Origin of the sequence: Streptomyces sp. NPDC005485 (genome assembly GCF_040606085.1) — a bacterium.
Lineage (GTDB): Bacteria > Actinomycetota > Actinomycetes > Streptomycetales > Streptomycetaceae > Streptomyces.
The window spans coordinates 1-20,563 of the sequence record NZ_JBEXDZ010000127.1; the positions used below are offsets into that span (position 1 = coordinate 1).

13 protein-coding genes, 3 tRNA genes, 1 rRNA gene and 1 riboswitch are annotated in these 20,563 nt (G+C 70.5%); of the genes, 12 read left to right on the plus strand and 5 right to left on the minus strand.

Annotated elements, in window-relative coordinates:
- Window positions 1–86: ribosomal RNA gene (gene rrf / locus ABZS97_RS32460) — 5S ribosomal RNA — on the plus strand; the annotation flags it as partial.
- Window positions 87–228: 142 nt separating this feature from the next.
- On the opposite strand, the gene ABZS97_RS32465 is transcribed toward rrf, so the two are convergent.
- Window positions 229–301 (minus strand) — tRNA-Glu (locus ABZS97_RS32465).
- Between the two features lie 80 nt (window positions 302–381).
- Window positions 382–2,013: a metallophosphoesterase gene (locus ABZS97_RS32470; RefSeq protein ID WP_356143553.1), complete on the minus strand. Its 1,632-nt coding sequence runs from the start codon at window positions 2,011–2,013 to the stop codon at window positions 382–384.
- A 111-nt stretch (window positions 2,014–2,124) separates the two neighbouring features.
- Between ABZS97_RS32470 and ABZS97_RS32475 the strand changes: the two genes are divergently transcribed.
- From ABZS97_RS32475 to ABZS97_RS32495, 5 genes are all read left to right on the plus strand, one after another.
- Window positions 2,125–2,475, plus strand: coding sequence for a metallopeptidase family protein (locus ABZS97_RS32475; RefSeq protein WP_037722149.1), 351 nt, complete (start codon window positions 2,125–2,127; stop codon window positions 2,473–2,475).
- A 1,347-nt stretch (window positions 2,476–3,822) separates the two neighbouring features.
- On the plus strand, window positions 3,823–5,991 hold the full coding sequence (locus ABZS97_RS32480; RefSeq protein ID WP_356143555.1) for a DEAD/DEAH box helicase: 2,169 nt from the start codon (window positions 3,823–3,825) through the stop codon (window positions 5,989–5,991).
- A 209-nt stretch (window positions 5,992–6,200) separates the two neighbouring features.
- Entirely contained in the window at window positions 6,201–9,326 is a 3,126-nt protein-coding gene (locus tag ABZS97_RS32485; protein WP_356143557.1) for a VCBS repeat-containing protein, read from the plus strand.
- Window positions 9,327–9,375: 49 nt separating this feature from the next.
- Window positions 9,376–10,911: an amino acid permease gene (locus ABZS97_RS32490; protein ID WP_356143559.1), complete on the plus strand. Its 1,536-nt coding sequence runs from the start codon at window positions 9,376–9,378 to the stop codon at window positions 10,909–10,911.
- Window positions 10,912–11,043: 132 nt separating this feature from the next.
- A tRNA-Lys gene (locus tag ABZS97_RS32495) sits at window positions 11,044–11,116 on the plus strand.
- An 81-nt stretch (window positions 11,117–11,197) separates the two neighbouring features.
- On the opposite strand, the gene ribA is transcribed toward ABZS97_RS32495, so the two are convergent.
- Together ribA and ABZS97_RS32505 are read right to left on the minus strand one after the other, a co-directional pair.
- Window positions 11,198–11,833: a GTP cyclohydrolase II gene (ribA, locus tag ABZS97_RS32500; RefSeq protein WP_356143561.1), complete on the minus strand. Its 636-nt coding sequence runs from the start codon at window positions 11,831–11,833 to the stop codon at window positions 11,198–11,200.
- A gap of 137 nt (window positions 11,834–11,970) precedes the next feature.
- On the minus strand, window positions 11,971–12,480 hold the full coding sequence (locus tag ABZS97_RS32505; protein ID WP_356143563.1) for a MarR family transcriptional regulator: 510 nt from the start codon (window positions 12,478–12,480) through the stop codon (window positions 11,971–11,973).
- A gap of 97 nt (window positions 12,481–12,577) precedes the next feature.
- Between ABZS97_RS32505 and ABZS97_RS32510 the strand changes: the two genes are divergently transcribed.
- The 6 genes from ABZS97_RS32510 (at window position 12,578) to ABZS97_RS32535 (ending at window position 19,107) form a co-directional block, all read left to right on the plus strand.
- Window positions 12,578–13,708: a dihydrofolate reductase family protein gene (locus tag ABZS97_RS32510; RefSeq protein WP_356143565.1), complete on the plus strand. Its 1,131-nt coding sequence runs from the start codon at window positions 12,578–12,580 to the stop codon at window positions 13,706–13,708.
- A gap of 121 nt (window positions 13,709–13,829) precedes the next feature.
- Window positions 13,830–15,038 carry an alginate lyase family protein gene (locus tag ABZS97_RS32515; protein WP_356143567.1) on the plus strand — a complete coding sequence of 403 codons (1,209 nt, stop codon included), beginning with the start codon at window positions 13,830–13,832 and terminating at the stop codon, window positions 15,036–15,038.
- An 82-nt stretch (window positions 15,039–15,120) separates the two neighbouring features.
- Window positions 15,121–15,194 (plus strand) — tRNA-Met (locus ABZS97_RS32520).
- A gap of 273 nt (window positions 15,195–15,467) precedes the next feature.
- Window positions 15,468–16,592, plus strand: a complete 1,125-nt coding sequence (locus tag ABZS97_RS32525; protein ID WP_356143581.1) for a PP2C family protein-serine/threonine phosphatase — start codon at window positions 15,468–15,470, stop codon at window positions 16,590–16,592.
- 233 nt (window positions 16,593–16,825) lie between these two features.
- Window positions 16,826–16,983: riboswitch (cyclic di-AMP (ydaO/yuaA leader) on the plus strand.
- Window positions 16,984–16,994: 11 nt separating this feature from the next.
- Window positions 16,995–18,041 (plus strand): M23 family metallopeptidase, encoded by a 1,047-nt coding sequence (locus tag ABZS97_RS32530; protein ID WP_356143569.1) that lies wholly within the window; start codon window positions 16,995–16,997, stop codon window positions 18,039–18,041.
- Between the two features lie 121 nt (window positions 18,042–18,162).
- The gene (locus tag ABZS97_RS32535; RefSeq protein ID WP_356143571.1) at window positions 18,163–19,107 is read left to right on the plus strand and encodes an aldo/keto reductase; all 945 of its coding nucleotides are present in this window, start codon (window positions 18,163–18,165) and stop codon (window positions 19,105–19,107) included.
- A gap of 12 nt (window positions 19,108–19,119) precedes the next feature.
- Here ABZS97_RS32535 and ABZS97_RS32540 read toward each other — a convergent pair whose 3' ends face one another.
- Complete coding sequence (locus ABZS97_RS32540; RefSeq protein ID WP_356143573.1) at window positions 19,120–20,538, minus strand: PrsW family intramembrane metalloprotease; 1,419 nt, start codon at window positions 20,536–20,538, stop codon at window positions 19,120–19,122.
- Between the last annotated feature and the right edge of the window lie 25 nt (window positions 20,539–20,563).

The window sequence follows — 20,563 nt, forward strand, 5'->3', positions numbered from 1 at the left end:
GTTACATTCCGAACCCGGAAGCTAAGCCTCACAGCGCCGATGGTACTGCAGGGGGGACCCTGTGGGAGAGTAGGACGCCGCCGAACTCCTTTTAAGAGAAAGCTCCAACTACCGGGTACACACCCGGGAGTTGGGGCTTTTTCGCGTTCACCGTACGGCTGAAACGGTCAGAGCAACACAAAAGCCCGCTTCCATGAGGAAGCGGGCTTTTGTGAACAGAAGTTACTGTGCCCCCAACGGGATTCGAACCCGTGCTACCGCCTTGAAAGGGCGGCGTCCTAGGCCGCTAGACGATGAGGGCTATCGGCCCGCCTGGGCGCCTTGCGGCGCGTCGGGGACGTCAGAAGCATATGGGATGGCGGGCGGTATCGCCAAAACGGTTTACGGGGACGGCCTCAGGGACGGCCTCGGCGAGGGGGTCGGAGACGGGGTGGAGCTCGGAGACCGGGTGGGGGAGGGCGTGGGCGACGAGGTTGGCGACGGTGTCGCGCCAGGCTGGTTGTCCTTCGGGAGGTGGCGGCTGACCTCCGCCGTCGTCAGCCCCAGGCCGCCGAGCTGGATCTCGTCCCAGGCCTGGAGATGGCGGGTGTCCCGGTTCAGGTAGAGGATCGACGCCTCGATGGGGTCCGGGTACTTGCCCTCGACGGCACGCAGGCCGCTGCCGCCCGTCGAGCCCTCGACGCGCAGCCTGGTGCCGTACTTCATGACCTCCATCTCCTCGTGGTGCAGATGGCCCGCCAGGACCAGCGGCACCGTGCCGTCCGTCTCGCGGGCCGCCGACGGCTCGTGCGCGATGGCGATGTCGACGGGGGTGCCCGCCGTCTGCTGGTCGCGGATGGCCGACGCCAGCCGAGCGCCGGCCAGCTCCTCGGCGGTGTTCCCGCCCGCCTGGATCGAGCGGTCCGGGGTGTACTGCGGATCGCCGATGCCCGCGAAGCGCAGGCCCGCGACCGAAACGGCCCTGCCTTCGTCCAGGACGTGCACGTTCTCCATGCGCTCCAGATAGCGCTGGGTGACCTGGCTGTCGTGGTTGCCGCGCACCCAGACGTACGGCGCGCCCAGGTCCGCGATCGGGTCGAGGAAGCCGTTCTCGGTGGCGGTGCCGTGGTCCATGGTGTCGCCGGAGTCGACGATCACGTTGATGTCGTACTGCTTCACGAGCGAGGCGATGATCTTCCAGCTCGCCGGGTTGAGGTGGATGTCGGAGACGTGCAGGACCCGGATGGTGGTCGGGTCGGGCTCGTAGGCCGGGAGCGTGGAGGTGACGTCGTACAGCTTCGTCACGTTCGTCACCAGGCGCGCCAACTCCTTCTGGTAGACGTCGAATTCGGTGACGATGTTGCGCGCGTTGCCGACCAGGGAGGGGGCGGAGGAGAGGAGTCCGGAGAACTTCGGCTCCAGGACCGACTTGGGGTTCCAGGTGGCGTACGCCGTCGCCCCCGAGGCCGCGAGCAGGGCCAGCGCCAGGCCGCCGGCGGCCAGGGCGCGGCGGGGGCGGCGGTAGACCGCCAGGCCGAGGGCCGTGGCGCCGGAGACGACTGCCACGCAGGACCGCAGGGCCAGGTCGAGAGTGCCGTGTTCGACGTCGCGCGCCACCTCGTCCTGGAGACCCGAGATCCGCTCGGGGTGGTCCACCAGGGCCTGGGCGCGTGTCGGGTCGAGGCGGTCGACGTCCACGTCCAGGCGGAAGGGGGCGACGTGGCTGCGTAGCTCCAGCGCCCCCAGCGGGGACACGTTGATCTTTGTGCCGCCCGTGACGGAGGGGCGCAGGGTCATCGTGGTGTTCATGGGGCCGACCGGCACCCGTACGTTGCCCACGATCAGCAGGCCCAGCCAGGCGCCGAGCAGGACGACGGTCATCAGGCCGAGGGCCCTGGTGTACGGGTGCGGCTGGTGGACGAGTTCGACGACCGGGTGCGTGCGGCGGGCGCGGTAGTGGCGGGCCAGGGCGCGGGGGACGGAGCGGGGGAGGGCTCGAATGCGGTGCAGGGCGGCAGCGGGGACGCGGGCCATTGGTCCCGTATGCCCAAGTCCATGGGTGGATATGCGGAGTGTGGGCGGGAGCGTGGAGGGCGAGCCTTGGTCCCGGCCGCCGTTTTCGGCCTCGTAGCTGACAATGGCGGTGTGCTGGAGATGACGCGCGAGGAGTTCGAGGAACTGGTTGCCGAGGCGCTCGACCGGATTCCGCCGGAGCTGACGCGGCTCATGGACAACGTGGCGGTGTTCGTCGAGGACGAGCCACCGGCCGAGGATCCCGAGCTGCTCGGTCTGTACGAGGGGACTCCGCTGACGGATCGCGGGGAGTGGTACGCCGGTGTCCTCCCTGACCGGATCACGATCTACCGGGGGCCCACGCTGCGGATGTGCGACTCGCGCGAGGACGTGGTCGCCGAGACCGAGGTGACCGTCGTGCACGAGATCGCTCATCACTTCGGGATCGATGACGCTCGGCTGCATGCGCTCGGGTACGGGTGAGGGGCGTCGGCGAGGTGGGGCGGGGCGCGGCGCGTGCGGGGACGCGGGTGGGGGGCTTCGGGGGGTAGAGGCGGTCTCCTGTTCGGGTTCGGGTGTGCGCGTGTCTTCTTGTGGGCGGCGGGAGTTGGACAGGGGGACCCCCCGATCCCCCCGCCGGAGGTGGCTGCCCGTGCGCGCCATGTACGTACCCGTTCGTCTCGCCGCCACGGTCATGGCCGTCGCCGCGGCCGCCGGCTGCATGAGCGTCGGTGACGACGGGAGCAGGCCCGGGCCGTCCCACTCCGCCGGGCAGCGCGGTGGGGCCGCGCCGGACGGGGGCACCGTGGTGGGAAGCGGCTCGGGGGTGCGGGGCGGTACGGGGGTGAAGGGGCACGGTTCGCCGGAGCCGGGGTCCTCGGCGTCCGGGTCGGCGTCCGCGTCCGCGTCGGCCTCTCCGTCCGGGGGTGCGAAGCCGACCGCCGGGGCTACGTCGAAGGACGGCAAGGGTGGGGGCGGCGGGGGGAACGGCGGGCACGGACACGGGCACGGTGGGGCGGAGTCGCCTGCGCCCACGAAGCCGGATCCGACGCCTACGCACACGGATCCGGCGCCTTCGACTTCTCCGCCGGTGGATCCGCCGACGCCGTCCGATACGGCGCCTCCGGCCGAGCCGTCGTCCTCGGCTCATGAGCAGGTTGCTCAGTCGCAGTTGGTGGAGCGGGAGCCTGCGCCTTCTGCCGGCCGGGGGGCCTGACGCGGGTTGCCTTGCCTGGGGCCGGTGGGTGGGTCGGGTTTCAGCGTCTTCTGCCGGCCGCCTGAGGTTGTCGCCTGCCAGCGGTGGGTGGGTCGGGGCCGGGCCGGAGCATCCGTCCTCGGTCTGGCGCGGAATCGGTTGCGTTACAGGTGGAGGGTGTTGACGCGCCATCCGCTGCGGGCGGACGTTCCGGCCCGTCCCCTGCCGTGCGTACGCGGCTGCGGGTGCGTGGGGGTGACCGGTCCGGGTTCAACGTCGGGGTGTGACTGCGGGCACCCCCCCGATTACCTCTGTGGGCCGATTCACTCTGTCTGTGGGTGGGGCGTGGGTGTGGTCAAAGCCCGTGTGTCGGGGGTTCGGCTGGCTCTCCTCCGGGCCGGGACTTGGTGGGCTAAACGGGGCTGACCTGGGGAGATGGGGCTCAGTTTGCCTCATGGGGGGTTGGGTGCGTATGGTGGTAGATCGTTTGATCCCATTTGCCCGGCGCCAACGCAGAGAGCGCCGCGTGTGGCGCGTACTCTCCCCTGCCGTGGCCGGACCGCATTGAGGCGGTCGATTGCGAATTCACGGAGTTACGGGCGCGTGCCGAGAACTCCGGAAGGTTCGCATTTCGCATGTCTGTTTCCAGTACTGATCACATCGTCGTGCCCGAGAACAACGACGAGAACCCCGTAGAGGCCATCGACATCGTCGACGCGGTCGAGACCGAGGAGTCCGCTCCCGAGCTCACCTTCGGCGACCTCGGCCTCCCCGAGGGCATCGTCCGCAAGCTCGCGCAGAACGGTGTGACCACCCCCTTCCCGATCCAGGCGGCGACCATCCCGGACGCCCTGGCCGGCAAGGACATCCTCGGTCGCGGCCGTACCGGCTCCGGCAAGACCCTCTCGTTCGGTCTGCCGATGCTGGCGACGCTGGCCGGTGGCCACACGGAGAAGAAGAAGCCCCGCGGCGTCATCCTCACGCCGACCCGTGAGCTCGCGATGCAGGTCGCGGACGCGCTGCAGCCGTACGGCGACGTACTCGGCCTGAAGATGAAGGTCGTCTGCGGCGGTACGTCCATGAGCAACCAGATGTACGCCCTGGAGCGCGGCGTCGACATCCTCGTCGCCACCCCGGGCCGTCTGCGCGACATCATCAGCCGCGGCGCCTGCTCGCTCGAGAACACCCAGATCGCCGTCCTCGACGAGGCCGACCAGATGTCGGACCTGGGCTTCCTGCCCGAGGTCACCGAGCTGCTCGACCAGGTCCCGGGTGACGGTCAGCGCATGCTCTTCTCCGCCACCATGGAGAACGAGATCGCGACCCTGGTCAAGCGCTACCTGACCAACCCGGTCACGCACGAGGTCGACAGCGCCCAGGGCAACGTCACGACCATGTCGCACCACATCCTCATCGTGAAGCCCAAGGACAAGGCGCCGGTCACCGCCGCGATCGCCTCCCGCAAGGGCCGCACGATCATCTTCGTCCGCACCCAGCTGGGCGCCGACCGCATTGCCGAGCAGCTCTGCGAGTCCGGTGTGAAGGCCGACGCGCTGCACGGCGGTATGACGCAGGGTGCGCGTACCCGCGTGCTCGAGGACTTCAAGAAGGGCTACGTCAACGCCCTCGTCGCCACCGACGTCGCCGCCCGCGGCATCCACGTCGACGGCATCGACCTCGTGCTGAACGTCGACCCCGCCGGTGACCACAAGGACTACCTGCACCGCTCCGGCCGTACGGCCCGCGCCGGCCGCTCCGGCACCGTCGTGTCGCTGTCGCTGCCGCACCAGCGTCGTCAGATCTTCCGGCTGATGGAGGACGCGGGCGTCGACGCCGGGCGTCACATCATCAACTCCGGTACGGCCTTCGAGCCCGAGGTCGCCGAGATCACCGGCGCCCGTTCGATGACCGAGGTCCAGGCTGAGTCCGCGGGCAACGCGGCGCAGATGGCCGAGCGTGACGTGAAGGACCTCACCAAGCAGCTGGAGCGCGCGCAGCGTCGTGCGGCCGAGCTGCGCGAGGAGGCCGACCGGCTGACCGGGCGCGCGGCGCGCGAGCGTGGCGAGGACCCGGAGGCGGCCGTCGCCGCCGCCGCGGAGGCCGCGGCGGAGAAGGTCGTGGCCGAGGCCGCCGCCGAGGCCGCCGAGCAGCCCGCGGAGCGTTCGTCCTCGTACGAGCAGCCGCGTCAGCGTCGTGACGAGCGGGGCAGCTACGAGCGCCGCGACCGCAGCGGCGACCGTGGTGGCGACCGTGGTGGCCGTTCCTTCGAGCGTCGTGACGACAACCGTGGTGGCGGGTTCCGCCGCGACGACCGTCGTGACGGCGAGCGCGGTGGCTTCAACCGTGACCGTGACGACCGTGGTGGCCGCTCCTTCGAGCGTCGCGACGACAACCGCAGTGGCGGGTTCCGCCGCGACAACGACCGTCGTGACGACCGCGGTGGCTTCAACAACCGTGACCGTCGTGACGGCGAGCGCGGTGGCTTCAACCGTGACCGTGACGACCGTGGTGGCCGTTCCTTCGAGCGTCGTGACGACAACCGTGGTGGCGGGTTCCGCCGCGACGACCGTACCGGCGGCGGCCGTTCCTTCGAGCGTCGCGACGAGCGTGGCGGTCACCGTGGCAGCGACCGTCCCTTCAACCGTGACCGTCAGGGCGACCGTCCCGCCGGCGGTTTCCGCTCCGGCGGCCACGACCGCCCCACCGGCCGTCGTGACGACCACCGCACCACCGGCACCGGCACGGGCACCGGCTCCTTCGGCGCCCGCCGCGACGACAAGCCGCGCTGGAAGCGCAACGGCTGACGCCTGGTGAACTGAGCGAAGGGCCCGTACGACTTCGGTCGTGCGGGCCCTTTGTCGTACGGCATGGGAACCGCTCTCTCCGAAGCTTCGGAGGCTCCCTGAAGCTGCGACGGCGCTGTAAGATCGGCCGTCTTCTGAGGGGGATGCGACGGCTGGGGCCAGGGGGCGCTGAGGGGCCGGCATTCCGCTCTGTCCAGGGGAGGGTCGCCTTGTCTCGTCATGCCTTCGTACGTCTTGCACGCGCGAGACGCGCGGCCCTCGTGATGGCCGCCTCCGCGGTGCTCGTGGCAGGGCTGAGCCCGCTGCTGCCGTCGGCCTCGGCAGTCGACGGGCCGCAGGAGACAGTGGTCCCCGCCGCGTTGCGGAACACGTACACATCGGCCTCGCTCTTCGCCTCTTCGATCGGCATGGGCAACGACGGCGTCGGCGAGCAGGGCGTTTTCCACGGGCTGGAGGGGTACTCCGGGCACGTCTGGACGCGGTATTCGGACGGGAAGTCCGTCCCGGTGACCACGCCGCACGGGATCCTCAGCACCTGGGCGACGGGCGGCGACGTCCTGGCGTACCGCTACAGCGGCGGCCGCATCGACCTGTGGAACGCGGTCGACGGGACCACCCGTACCGTTCAGTTGCCCTCGGGGCTGGGCTTGTACACGGCCTACAGCGACCTGGTCGTCGGCTACCACAATGTCACCGCCGAGGACGGGACCAGCCGCAAGGAGATGCACCTGCTGTCGCCCCGGCCCGACGGCACGACGCGTGACGTGCAGGTCGGCGGGCTGCCCGACGGGATGGGGCTGCTCAAGCCCGTGGGCGGCGACGCGAAGGGGCTGCTCTTCAGCGCCGCGCAGGGGCAGCAGTACACCTGGGTGATGGTCGACCGGGAGACCGGGCAGGCACAGAGCTGGACCCAGCCGAGGACCAAGGTGTATTTGCAGGCGCAGGTCTCCCCGGATCACGTGGTCCTCTTCAACCCCAGTGACCCCACCGTGCTGGTGCTGCCGCGGGGTGACCTGTCGGGCACGCCCGCCGAGGTCACACTCTCCGGCAGCGGGGTGAACCCGGCCGAGGACCTCACGATCGTCGGCGACTGGCTGGTCCACCGGCCCGCCACTTCCACGGCAGTCATGGCGAAGCCCATCGCCGGTGGTCCGTCGGTACAGCTCGCCACGTCGAACCCTGACATCTCCGCAGGCCCGGACGGTACCGGTGTCTTCATCGGCCGCACCAACGCCGACGACTGGGGTATCCAGCGCGTGACGGCGGGCGCCGACGGCACCCCCGTCGTCACCCAGGTCAAGGCCCTGCCCAAGCCGCCGTCGGAGATCCAGGGGCTCTCGCTGGAGCAGGGCCGGCTCGTGGTGACCGACCTGAGCAGGGGCGGGGGGCGGGACGACTACCTGCGGACCGTTGCCGTCACCGGCACGCCCGAGTTCGGGGGGCGCTCCGACTTCACGCCCCGGACGGATTCCAACGTGGTGATCGCCGGCTGCGCGACGACCGACGTGGCCTGCTCGCAGATCTTCGGTACGGCGGACGGACGGATCGCCTGGCTGGAGCACACCGGCTCGGCGTCAGAAGACCGGTTGCGGGTCAACGGGCCGACCGAGGCGAAGCTCTGGGAGAAGGCCGTGCCGGGCGGCGGGCGCATCACCGACGTGTCGGGCCGGTACGTCCTCTACACGGGCACCGACAAGCAGTACGTCTACAAGATCGGCAACAGTGGCGACCCGGCCGTCACCCGCACCCCGGGTGCGGCCGCGCTCTCCGGCGACGTCCTGTGGACCGCGGGCGCGACCCCGGGCAGCGTCACCGCGTACGACCTGACTGCCAAGAGGACCACCGAGACCCTCACCACCGACGCCGGCTGCAAGTCCACCGAACTCCAGGCGCTGGGCCGCTGGCTCTACTGGACCTGCGGCGGCAAGGCGGGCGTCTACGACCGTACGGCGAAGAAGTCCGTGCCGGTCCCCGCCGGTGAGGCAGAGCTGGGCGACGGTTTCGTCGTCACGCACGACAAGCAGGCCGGGAAGCTGACTCTCACGAAGGTCGCCGACGGGACGCCCCGGAGCCGGGTCATCGGCGACCTGCCCGACACCGGGGTCTCGCAGCGCGACGTGCGCTGGACCGTGGACGAGTCCGGGACGAACGCCGCCTTTGTGGACAGCGAGGAGCGCGTGCACCTCGTACCGTCCGGAGTGCCGCAGCAGCCGCTGCGGCTGCTGGCCCCCGCGGAGAAGGCGTCGTACGTCGAGGCGCACGAGGGCGACACCGTGCCGGACACCCTGACCACCCTGCTGCTGTCCAAGCCGACCTCGGACTGGGACCTGACCGTGCGCAACCGCGCGACGGGCAAGGTCTACACCGATGGGCGGGACGGCGGGCCTGCGCGTGGCGAGCTCAAGGTCGGCTGGTTCGGCCTGGACTCCACGAGGACCGGGGACGCCTTCGCGCCGAACGGCTCCTACGACTGGACCGTGACCGTCACCCCGGCCGACGGTGCCGGCGCGCCGCTGGAGGTGCGCGGCACGGTTCAGCTGCATCACGGCGACGCCGTGCGACACGACCACGTGGGTGCGCAGGGCACGCCGGACGGGACCGGCGACCTGCTCACCCTCAACTCCTCGGGCACACTGACCTTCCAGCAGGGCACCGGTAAGGGGTTGTTCTCCGGGAAGACCTCGGGGAGCGGCTGGTCCACGTCCGTGATGGCGGTCCCCTTCGGTGACTTGAACGGGGACCGTTGCAACGACGTCCTGGTGAGGGTGAGTGACGGTTCGCTGCGCGGCTACAGACCCAAGTGCGGGGCGGCGCTGACGACTTCGACCTCGTACACGAAGTTCGGCACGGGCTGGGGTGCGTACAACGTGCTCACCTCGCCCGGTGATCTCACGGGTGACAGGCGGGCCGACCTGATCGCGCGAAAGGCGTCGACGGGTGACCTCTACGTGTTCGCGGCGAAGAGCGACGGAACGCTGGCGGCGGGCGTGAGGATCCGCTCGGCGTGGACGGGTTACACGAAGGTCGTGGGTGCCGGGGATCTGAACGGAGACGGGTTCGGTGACGTGCTGGCCCGGGACAGGTCCGGAAACCTGTACCGCTACGACGGGCTGGGCAACGGGAAGCTGAAGGACCGCGTGAAGGTCTTCTCCGACTGGGGCGGCTCGTACAACGCGGTCGTCGGGGTGGGGGACATCACCGGCGACGGGAAGAACGACCTGGTCGCGCGGGACACGAGCGGCAACCTCTACCGCAACGACGGCAAGGGGAACGGATCGTTCGGGTCGCGGACGAAGATCGCGACGGAATGGCAGGGCTACAAGGGCCTTTTTTAGCCAACCCGTTGGCGCATGTCATGCCCTCGGCGAGGGAATCGCATGGGACATGACAGATGACGCCATAGCGAGTGGGCTGTCTGACGAAGAACGGCTGGCCCAGCTCGGCTACACGCAGGTTCTCGCCCGCCGCATGTCGGCGTTCTCCAACTACGCGGTCTCCTTCACGATCATCTCGGTGCTCTCGGGGTGCCTGACGCTGTATCTGTTCGGGATGAACACGGGCGGGCCCGCCGTGATCACCTGGGGCTGGGTCGTGGTCGGCCTGATGACCCTGTTCGTCGGGCTGTCCATGGCCGAGATCTGTTCGGCCTACCCGACCTCCGCAGGGCTGTACTTCTGGGCGCACAAGCTCGCGCCCTCGCGTACGGCCGCGGCCTGGGCCTGGTTCACGGGCTGGTTCAACGTCCTCGGGCAGGTCGCCGTGACCGCCGGCATCGACTTCGGTGCGGCGTCGTTCCTCGGCGCCTATCTCAACCTGCAGTTCGACTTCCACGTGACGCCGGGCCGCACGATCCTGCTGTTCGCCGGGATCCTGGTGCTGCACGGGCTGCTGAACACGTTCGGGGTCCGGATCGTCGCCCTCCTCAACAGCATCAGCGTGTGGTGGCACGTGCTGGGCGTCGGCGTGATCGTGGGCGCCCTCGCCTTCGTCCCCGACCACCATCAGTCGACGTCCTTCGTCTTCACCCACTTCGTGAACAACACGGGCTGGGGCAGCGGGGTCTACGTCGTCCTCATCGGCCTGCTGATGGCGCAGTACACCTTCACCGGGTACGACGCCTCCGCCCATATGACCGAGGAGACGCACGACGCGTCCACGGCGGGCCCCAAGGGCATCGTGCGGTCGATCTGGACCTCCTGGATCGCCGGCTTCGTACTCCTTCTCGGCTTCACCTACGCCATCCAGTCGTACGACAAGGAGCTGGGCTCGGCGACCGGCGCGCCGCCCGCGCAGATCCTGCTCGACGCGCTCGGAGCGACCGCGGGCAAGCTCCTGCTGCTCGTCGTCATCGGCGCGCAGCTCTTCTGCGGCATGGCCTCCGTGACCGCCAACTCCCGCATGATCTACGCCTTTTCGCGCGACGGGGCGCTGCCGTTCTCGCGTCTCTGGCACACGGTGAACCCGCGCACGCGGACGCCGGTCGCGGCGGTCTGGCTGGCGGCCCTGGCGGCGCTGGTGCTCGGCCTGCCGTATCTCATCAACTACACGGCGTACGCCGCAGTGACCTCGATCGCCGTCATCGGGCTCTATGTCGCGTACGTCATCCCGACGTTGCTGCGGCTGCGGAAGGGTGACGACTTCGCGCGGGGGCCCTGGCACCTGGGCCGCTGGTCCCGGCCGGTCGGGATCGTGTCGGTCGTCTGGGTCGGTGTGATCACCGTCCTGTTCATGCTGCCGCAGCTGTCGCCGGTCACCTGGGAGAGCTTCAACTACGCCCCGGTCGCCGTCCTCGCCGTCCTCGGCTTCGCCGCGGCCTGGTGGCAGGCCTCGGCCCGGCACTGGTTCCTCAACCCCGATCACGCGCGCACGATCGCCCGTGAGGCGGCACGCAAGGGCGCGCCCGAACCGGTCGATCCGTAACCTTGCACGCTTTTGGCGTGGCCGGGTCACCGATACCCGATCGGACTCCCGGCCACGTCCGGCTATGCTCGGGGTTGCATCGGCGCAAGCCGGTGTAGCGCGGGCCTGCCGTGTCAGTGACGGCCGGCCCGTGGACCCTTAGCTCAATTGGCAGAGCAGTGGACTTTTAATCCATTGGTTGTGGGTTCGAGTCCCACAGGGTCTACGAGAGAAGCGCCCGGGTCGACTTCGGTCGGCTCGGGCGCTTCTGTGTGCTCGGGGATTTGTTGGCCAGTGGCATGCGCCGTCAGCCCGCGGTGAGTTCCGTCAGGGCCTGGAGCGGCAGGGTGTGCTGGGTCTGCAGGACCTTCGCCCGGAGGTAGCGGACGTTGTGGGCCGTGGTGAACACGCCCGTCGGGACGCGGTGGGTGACGGTGAGGCCGAGGTCGCGGAGCTGGTCGGCCTTGTCGGGGTTGTTGGAGAGCAGGTCCAGGGCGTCGATGCCGAGCGCCTGGAGCATCTGGGCCGCCGCCGTGTAGTCGCGGGCGTCCTCGGGGAGGCCGAGGGCGGCGTTCGCGGCGTAGGTGTCGAGGCCCTCGTCCTGGAGGGCGTACGCGTCGAGCTTGTTGTAGAGGCCGATGCCGCGGCCCTCCTGACGGAGGTACAGCAGGACGCCGCCGCGCTCGGCGATCTGCTCCACCGCCTCGCGCAGCTGCGGGCCGCAGTCGCAGCGGGCCGAGCCGAACACGTCGCCCGTCAGGCACTCGGAGTGCAGTCGGACCAGGGGGTTGGGCCCGGGCTCGCCCAGGACGACCGCGAGGTGTTCCTGGCCGTCGGTGAGGCCGTGGAAGGTGACCAGTTCCGCGTCGACCGAGTAGCCGTCTCCGAAACGCAGGGGCACGGGGACGCGGGTGCGCACCGTGGCGGTGGGGAAGTCGCGCATGTTGTCTCTCCGGTCCGGCGGTTGGTGCTTCTGTTGTGCTTCAGATTTGAAGCACATCCTCGGAGGGAGACAGTACACGGTGCTTTAAACTTCAAGCAACAGGTTTCGCGCGTCTCGCGGCTCACGAGGCTCGCGCCTCACTGTGGGGTCGAACGCCGTCGCCACGGCAGTTCTTCCCGCTGCGTCCGGAATTCTTCTCCCTGGATGCCGCGGGTGATGCTCGTGCAGATCTCCTCCAGCTGGCCGATCTGCTCGGGGGTCAGATGGTCGAAGAGCGCCGCCCGTACCGTCTCCACATGTCCGGGCGCCGACTGGTCCAGCAGGGCCAGGCCCTCGTCCGTGAGGACCGCGATGCTGCCGCGCTTGTCGCTGGGGCAGCCCTCACGGCTTACGGCGCCGTCGTTCTCCAGCCGCGACACGGCGTACGTCAGCCGGCTGCGGGTGATCTTCAGCAGCTCGGCGAGATCGGTCATGCGCAGCCGCCGGTCCGGCGCTTCGGAGAGCATGGCGAGGACGGAGTAGTAAAGGTGGGGCATGCCCGCCTCCGACTGGAGCTGCCGGTCGATCGTGTCCTCCAGGAGCGAGGAGGCCGAGACGTACGAGCGCCACGCGCGTTGTTCGGCGGGGGTGAGCCAGCGGGTCGTCATGCCGCCAGTGTAGGTTTGCTTCAAACTTGAACCAAGTCCATCGTTTTCCGGCCTGCCGCAGGCCTGCCGATCCCGCCGTCCCGAGGAGAGCGCGTCGATGTCCCACCCGTACGTCCTGCTGTCCGCCGCCGTCTCCCTCGACGGCTTCCTCGACGACACCGGCCCCGAGCGCCTGCTGCTCTCCAGCCCCGTCGACTTCGACCGGGTCGACGAGGTGCGGGCGTCCGTCGACGCGATCCTCGTCGGCGCGGGCACCATCCGCGCCGACAACCCCCGGCTGCTGGTCAACTCGGCCGAGCGGCGGGCCGCCCGTGTCGCCGACCGGAAGCCCGCGTATCCGCTCAAGGTGACCGTCAGCGCCTCCGGTGACCTGGACCCGGACGCCAATTTCTGGCACACGGGTGGGGACAAGGTCGTCTATACGACGGAGAAGGGCGCGCAGCGGCTGCGGCGCGTCGGCCTCGCCGCCGACATCGTGCCGCTCGGGCCCGAGCTGGACTGGCGCGCCCTGCTGGAGCACCTGTACGACGTACGCGGGGTACGGCGGCTCATGGTCGAGGGCGGCGGGACCATCCACACCCAGCTCCTGCGCGAAGGGCTCGCCGACGAACTGCAGCTCGTCCTCGCGCCGCTGTTCGTGGGGGAGGCCACCGCGCCCCGGCTGTTCGGGCCCGGCCCCTACCAGGGCGGGCGGCTGCGGCTCGTGGAGACCCGCCCGCTCGGGGACGTGGTGCTGATGCGGTACGAGCCCACGGCCCCCGGCACCGGCAGCGTGCCCTCCGCCGCAGACCGGCACTGGCTGGCGCTCGCGTGCGAGCTGGCGGCGCTGTGTCCGCCGTCCGAGACCGCGTTCAGCGTGGGGGCGGTGGTGGTCGCGGCCGACGGGACCGAGCTCGCGCGGGGGCACTCGCGGGAGGGCGGTGACCTCGTCGTCCATGCCGAGGAGGCGGCGCTCGCCAAGATCGACCCCGCCGATGCCCGGCTCGCGGGCGCCACGGTCTACAGCAGCCTGGAGCCCTGCGCGCGGCGGGCCTCGCGGCCGGCGCCGTGTGCGCGGTTGATTCTCGACGCCGGGGTACGGCGGGTGGTCACCGCGTGGCGCGAGCCCGACACGTTCGTCGCCGGGGCCGACGGGAGCGGGCTCCTGGCGGCGGAGGGCGCGGTCGTCGTCGTACTTCCCGAGTACGCGGGGCAGGCGCAGGCGCCCAATCGGCATCTCCTGGGGTAGCCCGGGCCCTGACGGCTGCGCGGTCTCCCGGTCGGGCTAAGAGAATCTGCGCCGTCGTCGGCCCGGGGCCACGCTCTGAGGAGGCGACTCGGAGGTTGGGACAGTGGGTTCAGTGGGGTCAGTGACGCGGCGTGTGACGGCGGTGTTGATGGCACCCCTGCTCGCGGGGCTCGTCGTCTCGTGCGGGGTGTCGTCGCCACAGACGCGGACGGCGGCGCGGGCGCGGCCCAAGGACGCCGGGTTCGCGCACCCCGGGGTGCTGGTGAGCAAGGACCAGCTCACCGCCGTACGCAAGCACGTCGACGCGGGGAAGGAGCCCTGGCTCGGGGCGTTCCTCGCCATGCGGGACAGCAAGTACGGGTCGTACAAGTACCAGGCCAAGCCGTACGCCACCGTCGAGTGCCCGCCCGACACCCGGCCCGGGCACGGCTGCGTCGAGGAGCGCGAGGACGCCATCGCCGCGTACACCCAGGCCCTGCTGTGGAGCATCACCGGCAAGCGGGAGCACGCGGCGAAGGCGATCGAGATCATGGACGCCTGGTCCGGGAAGGTGCGGCGGCACACCGAGGGCAACGCCGGGCTGCAGACCGCCTGGGCCGGGTCCAGCTGGGCGCGGGCCGGTGAGATCGTGCGGCACACCGGCGCCGGCTGGTCCAAGGCCGGCGTCACCCGGTTCCAGGGCATGCTGCGGACCGCCTACCTCCCCGAAGTCACCAGGAAGGTCCCGGACTTCAACGGCAACTGGGACCTCGCCATGACCGACGCCGCCATCGGCATCGCCGTCTTCCTCGACGACCACCAGGCCTTCGACGCCGCGCTGCGGCGCTTCCGTGACCGGGTGCCCGCCTACTTCTACCTGGAGAAGGACGGGAAGGTGCCGCTGACCCCGGTCGGCAGCACCATCGACACCCCGCAGAAGATGACCACGTACTGGTTCGGGCAGAAGCGGTACATGGACGGGGTCGCGCAGGAGACCTGCCGCAACTTCAAGCACGTCGGCTACTCGCTCGCCGCCACCGCGCACATCGCCGAGACCGCCTGGCACCAGGGCGTCGACCTCTACAGCGGGGTCAAGGACCGGCTCAAGGCCGCGCTCGACCTCCACTCCCGCTACCAGCTCGGCGAGGCCGCGCCCGCGTGGCTGTGCGGCGGCAGGGTCGACCGGAACATGGGGCCCGACGTGGAGGTCGCCCTCAACCACCTGGAGGACCGGCTCGACGTCCACGTGCCCGCCGCGCACCGGCTGGCCGAGCAGTCGCGGCCCGCCGGAACGGACGACCTCTTCGTCTCCTGGGAGACCCTCACGCACGCCGGGAACCCGGCCGCCTGAGGGGTGCCGCGCGGCCCGTGCGGAGGGCCGCGTAAACCGATGTGCGTCGGGTCCCGCGGATGGCGTACAGTGGAGTCAACGACGCGGGGTGGAGCAGCTCGGTAGCTCGCTGGGCTCATAACCCAGAGGTCGCAGGTTCAAATCCTGTCCCCGCTACTGAAGGCCCAAGGCCCGGAACCAATGGTTCCGGGCCTTGGGTGTTTTCCGGGGTCGATGAGGGGCCGCGGGGGCCGGCGAGGAGAGGCCGGGGCTTCGCCCGGTCGGGCCACACCGGTCGCCCGTCGACGCCGGTCCGGGAAATCTGGACGCGTGGGGCAGCGAGGAGGTGCGCGTCGGCCGGAAGGGCTGCACGGTCGGCGGACGTCCGGCCGGACCGGGGCGCACGCGCGTCCGGTCTCGTACGCGCGGACCTTCGCCCGGACGCTTCCGGTGCTGCTCATCGCCGTCGGAACGTTCTACGAGTACCTCACGCCGACCGAGTACACCGGCGGCCCCTTCTTCACCGCCGCCCCGCTGATCGCCGCGCCCCTCTACTCGCTGCGCGGCACGGCGCTCACCGGAGTCGTCACACTCGTCGCCGTCGTGGCGATCCACGCCGAAATAGGCGTCCTCGGAAACGTCGACGCGGTCACCGAGATCGTCACCATCGCCACGGTCGGCTTCCTGGCCGTCCTCATCAACGTCCTCGTCCGCCGCAGCGACGCCCGGCTCGCCTCGGCCCGGGAGATCGCCGAGGCCGCACAGCGCGCCGTCCTGCCGGAGCCCGACGAGTGGATCGACGGGCTGGAGGTCGCGGCGCGCTACGACGCCGCGCAGGCGGACGCGTTCATCGGCGGCGACCTGTACGCGGTGCAGGACTCCCCGCACGGCGTACGGCTGGTCGTGGGCGACGTACGAGGGAAGGGGATGGGGGCGGTGGCCGCCGTCGCCGTACTCATCGGGGCGTTCCGGGAGGCCGCCGAGCAGGAGTCGACGCTGGAGGCGGTCGCCCAGCGCCTGGAACGGGCCCTTGTGCGCGAGGCCGCCCGGCGTCAAGGCCCGGACGCCTTCGAAGGGTTCACCACCGCCGTACTCGCCGAGATCCCGCACGACGGTGACGGTGACGGTGACGGTGGCGGTGACGGTGATGGGGGTGGAGTGGGGAGTTCGGAGGGTGACGGCCATGGCCGGTTCGTCGTGCGGATCGTCAACCGTGGCCATCCCGCGCCGCTGCTCCTGCACGGGGACGGCGGCCTGCGCGTGCTCGCCGCCCGGGAGCCCGCACTGCCGCTAGGGATGGGCGAGTTGGGCAGCTGGCCCGACCGTGCCGAGGAGACGTACTTCCCCGGCGGGGCCACGCTTCTCTTCCACACCGACGGGCTGTCCGAGGCCCGGGACGCACGCGGGGACTTCTTCGATCCGGCGGCGCGGCTCGCAGGGCGGGTGTTCGCCGGGCCCGAGGAACTGGTGAACACGCTCGCCGAGGAAGCGCGGCGGCACACCGGAGGCGGGACCACGGACGACATGGCGCTGCTCGCCGTGCGGCGGCCGGAGGCGCGGGACACGGTTTCTTGATCGTTGTCACGAGGGGTGATCGCATGACGCCCCTCCGCATAACAACTGACACACCGTCAACTGAACCGGTGTTAAGCGAGCGCAGTCAACTCGCCCGATATCGGCCGGTGGTGTCCTGTAAGTCCTGGCCAGAAGCGCTAATGATCAGTCCGAAGCGCTTGGAATCCGGGGTCCGCGTCTATTAACGTTCGATAACGCAGCGCGGTCGTCCCAGCCGTCACAAGAGATGGCTCCGTGCGCACGCGCCGAATCCCGCAAGGGAACCGGGGAACCACCAACTTGGGGTGAATCGCTCGTATTCCACCGTGGAAGCACGGTCGGTATACGCGCGTAGGAGACCTTCCTGCTCCGAACCCGTCAGCTAACCCGGTAGGCGAGAAGGAAGGAAAGGAGCGCGCCCACGTGGCGTCCAACCGGCCTGCCCAGGCAACCTCGTTCGCGCCGAATGAGAAGTACAGCGACACCTTCGGCTACGGCCCCAGTGGCGACGAGGGCCCCTGGGAGGAGTGGAACCCCACCGCGGAGTCCACTCGTCCCGTGCGCGGCCGGCACCGCGTCGGCAAGCAGCGCGGCGGCGGACTCGCGCGCAGCTCCACCGTTCTGGGTGTCGGCGTCATCGCCGCCGTCGGCGCGGGCGGTATGGCCAGCGCGCAGACCGGCAAGCCCCCGGTGTCCATATCGATGCCCGACCTGTCGTCCGTCGCCGAGTCGGCCAAGGCCCTGATCTCGGACGGCTCCGACACCCCGGCCAAGGGCTCCGCCACCCCGCTCACCAGCGCCGGCCTGACCACCACCGACGCCGCGCAGGGCACCACCGACGCGGGCGAGGCCCTGCGCTCCCGCATCATGCAGCAGGCCGAGTCGCAGCAGGACCAGGTCGACAGCGCCGCCCAGGAGGCCGCCGAGGCCGCCGCCGCCAAGAAGGCCGTCACGCTCGCCGCCCAGGAGCAGGACCAGGCCGAGGCCAAGGCCGCCGCCGCGAAGAAGAAGGCGGAGCTGGCGGCCAAGGCGAAGGTCGAGGCGGAGCGCCTCGCCAAGCTCGCCAAGAGCTATGCGCTGCCCACCTCCTCGTACACCATCACGGGAACCTTCGGCCAGGCCGGTTCCATGTGGTCCTCCGGTTACCACACGGGCCTCGACTTCGCGGCGCCCACGGGCACGCTCATCAAGGCCATCCACTCCGGCACGATCACCGAGGCGGGCTGGGCCGGCGCGTACGGCTACCGCACGATCCTCACCCTCGACGACGGCACCGAGCTGTGGTTCTGCCACCAGTCCTCGATCAGCGTCAGCGTTGGGCAGAAGGTCGCCACCGGTGACGTCATCGGCCGCGTGGGCGCCACCGGCAACGTCACCGGGCCGCACGTCCACCTGGAGGTCCACCCGGGCGGACAGGCCACGGGGATCGACCCGATGACCTGGCTGCGGGACAAGGGGCTCACGCCCTGACGACTGCTGGCTGTCGGCCGTCGGCTGTCGGCTGTCAGTAGTGGGTGGTTCGTGTCCGTAGTCCGTAGTCCGTGCCGGAAGTCTGGAATATTGGCTTCCGGTACGGGTGTTGAAGAGGGGCATGACTTCTCTTCGCACGCTTGGTTCCTCCGACCTCCAGGTCTTCCCGCTCGCCCTCGGCGGCAATGTCTTCGGCTGGACCGCCGACGAGGCGCAGTCCTTCGCCGTCCTCGATGCGTACACGGCCGCGGGCGGCAACTTCATCGACACCGCCGACTCCTACTCGGCGTGGGCCGACGGCAACTCGGGCGGTGAGTCCGAGACCGTCATCGGCAACTGGCTGAAGGCGCGCGGCAACCGTTCCGACGTCGTCATCGCCACCAAGGTCAGCCAGCACCCCGAGTACCCGGGCCTGTCCGGCGACAACATCAAGGCCGCCGCCGACGCCTCCCTGCGCCGCCTGGGCACCGACTGCATCGACCTCTACTTCACCCACTTCGACAAGCCCGAAGTGCCCGTCGAGGAGATCGTCGGCGCGCTCGACGAGCTGGTGAAGGCGGGCAAGGTGCGGGCCATCGCCGCCTCCAACATCTCGCCCGAACGGCTCCGCGCCTCCCTGGAGTTCTCCGACCGCGAGGGCCTCGCCCGGTACGTGGCGCTCCAGCCCCACTACAACCTCGTCTCGCGCGGCACCTACGAGGGCGAGCTGCTGGACATCGCCTCGCAGGGCGGTCTGGCGGCCGTCCCGTACTACGCCCTCGCCTCCGGGTTCCTGACCGGCAAGTACCGCCCTGGGGCCACCGTCGACTCCCCGCGTGCCGCGGGCGCGGGCAAGCACCTCCGGTCGGAGCGGGGCCTGCGGGTGCTCGCGGCCCTGGACGCGGTCGCCGAAGCGCACGGTGTCCCGGTCGCCACGGTCGCCCTCGCCTGGCTCGCCGCCCAGCCGACCGTCGTCGCGCCCATCTCCTCGGCCCGGACCGTCGAACAGCTGCCCGCACTGCTGGGCGTGGCGGAACTCGTCCTCACGGAGGGCGAGCTGGGGCGGCTTTCGGAGGCCTCCGCGTAGTTCAGCAGTGGGCTAGTGGCGGTACGGGTTGTACGGGTGGGGGGTGTGCGGGGCGTACGGGTTGTACGGGTAGGGGGTGTGCTGGGCGTACGGGTTGTACGGGGCGGTGGTGTTGTGCGTGTGAGGGGTGTACGTGGGGTACGGCGCCGGCTGCCCGTGGAGCGGCCAGGGCTGGGGCCACGGCCGGCGCGGTGGTGCGGCAGGTGCTGCCGCCACCGCCGCGTACGCCAGGGAGGGGCGGGCCACCTCCCGGCGTCGCCACAGCTCGTCGAGCAGCTCCCGTTCCCGTACGACGAAGTCGGCGCCCGCCCGGCCGCGGCGCCCCCGGTGCCGTAGGAACGCCAGCGAGGTCGCGTACGCCTCGTACTCCGCGACCGAGCGCGCCGCGGCCTTGCCGAAGTGGTGCGTGGCGTAGTCGCGGGCCAGCCGTCGCGCCCGCATCGAGCCGAGGACGAACGGCTCCGGCGCGGTCAGCCACCCGGCGGCGGCGTACGCCGGAAGCTCCGAGCGCACCGTCCGCAGCTCGCGCTGCCGGGTCCAGATGACCAGCCAGGTGAGCAGTCCGAACGCGGGCACCATGAAAGCGGCGTAGACCGCGAAGAAGCCGTACTCCCCGAACGTCGACGAGCCGTTCCAGACCGCGTGCATGCCCATGGCGAGCAGCAGTCCGGAGAGGGGGAGCAGGATGCGGCGCACGTGCTGGCGGTCCGCCGACAGGGCCGCGACGCCGAAGCCGATGCCGGTCAGCACGGTGAACAGGGGGTGCGCGAAGGGCGACATGACCACGCGTACGAAGAAGGTCGCGGCCGTAACCGAGGCGAGGCCGCGCTCGCCGCTGAGCTGGTCGGTGCCGAAGGCGGTGCCGAGGTAGAGGATGTTCTCGGTGAACGCGAAGCCGGTCGCCGTGACGCCGGCTATGACCACCCCGTCGACGATCCCCGTGAAGTCCCGTCTGCGGAAGAGGAAGATCAGCAGCACCGCCGCCGCCTTCGCGGACTCCTCGACTATCGGCGCTATCACCGTCGCGCCCAGCGTGTCCGCGCTCGTCGGGTCGGCGGTCGCCGTCGCTATCCATCTCGTCGCGAAACTGTTCGCCACGATCGCTATCAGCGCCGCCGCACACGCTCCCCAGGCGAAGGAGAAGAGCAGGTTGCGCCAGGGGCCCGGCTCCACGCGGTCCAGCCAGCGGAATGCGGCGACGAGCAGCGGGACGGGCAGTACGGCGAGGCCGAGGCCCACCAGGAAGCCCTCGGTGCCGGTCTGTTCGCGGACCAGGGCCAGGATGACCAGACCGGACAGGGCGAGCAGCGTGATCAGCGCGCCGTACCTGACCCAGCGGCGCTGCCACCAGTGCGCGTGCCGCCGGCCACCCTCGGCCGCGGGGCCGGTCGGGTGCGGCGGATACGGCGGGTACGCGGGACTGGTGGCCACGGCATCGACCCTAACGAGGGAGGGG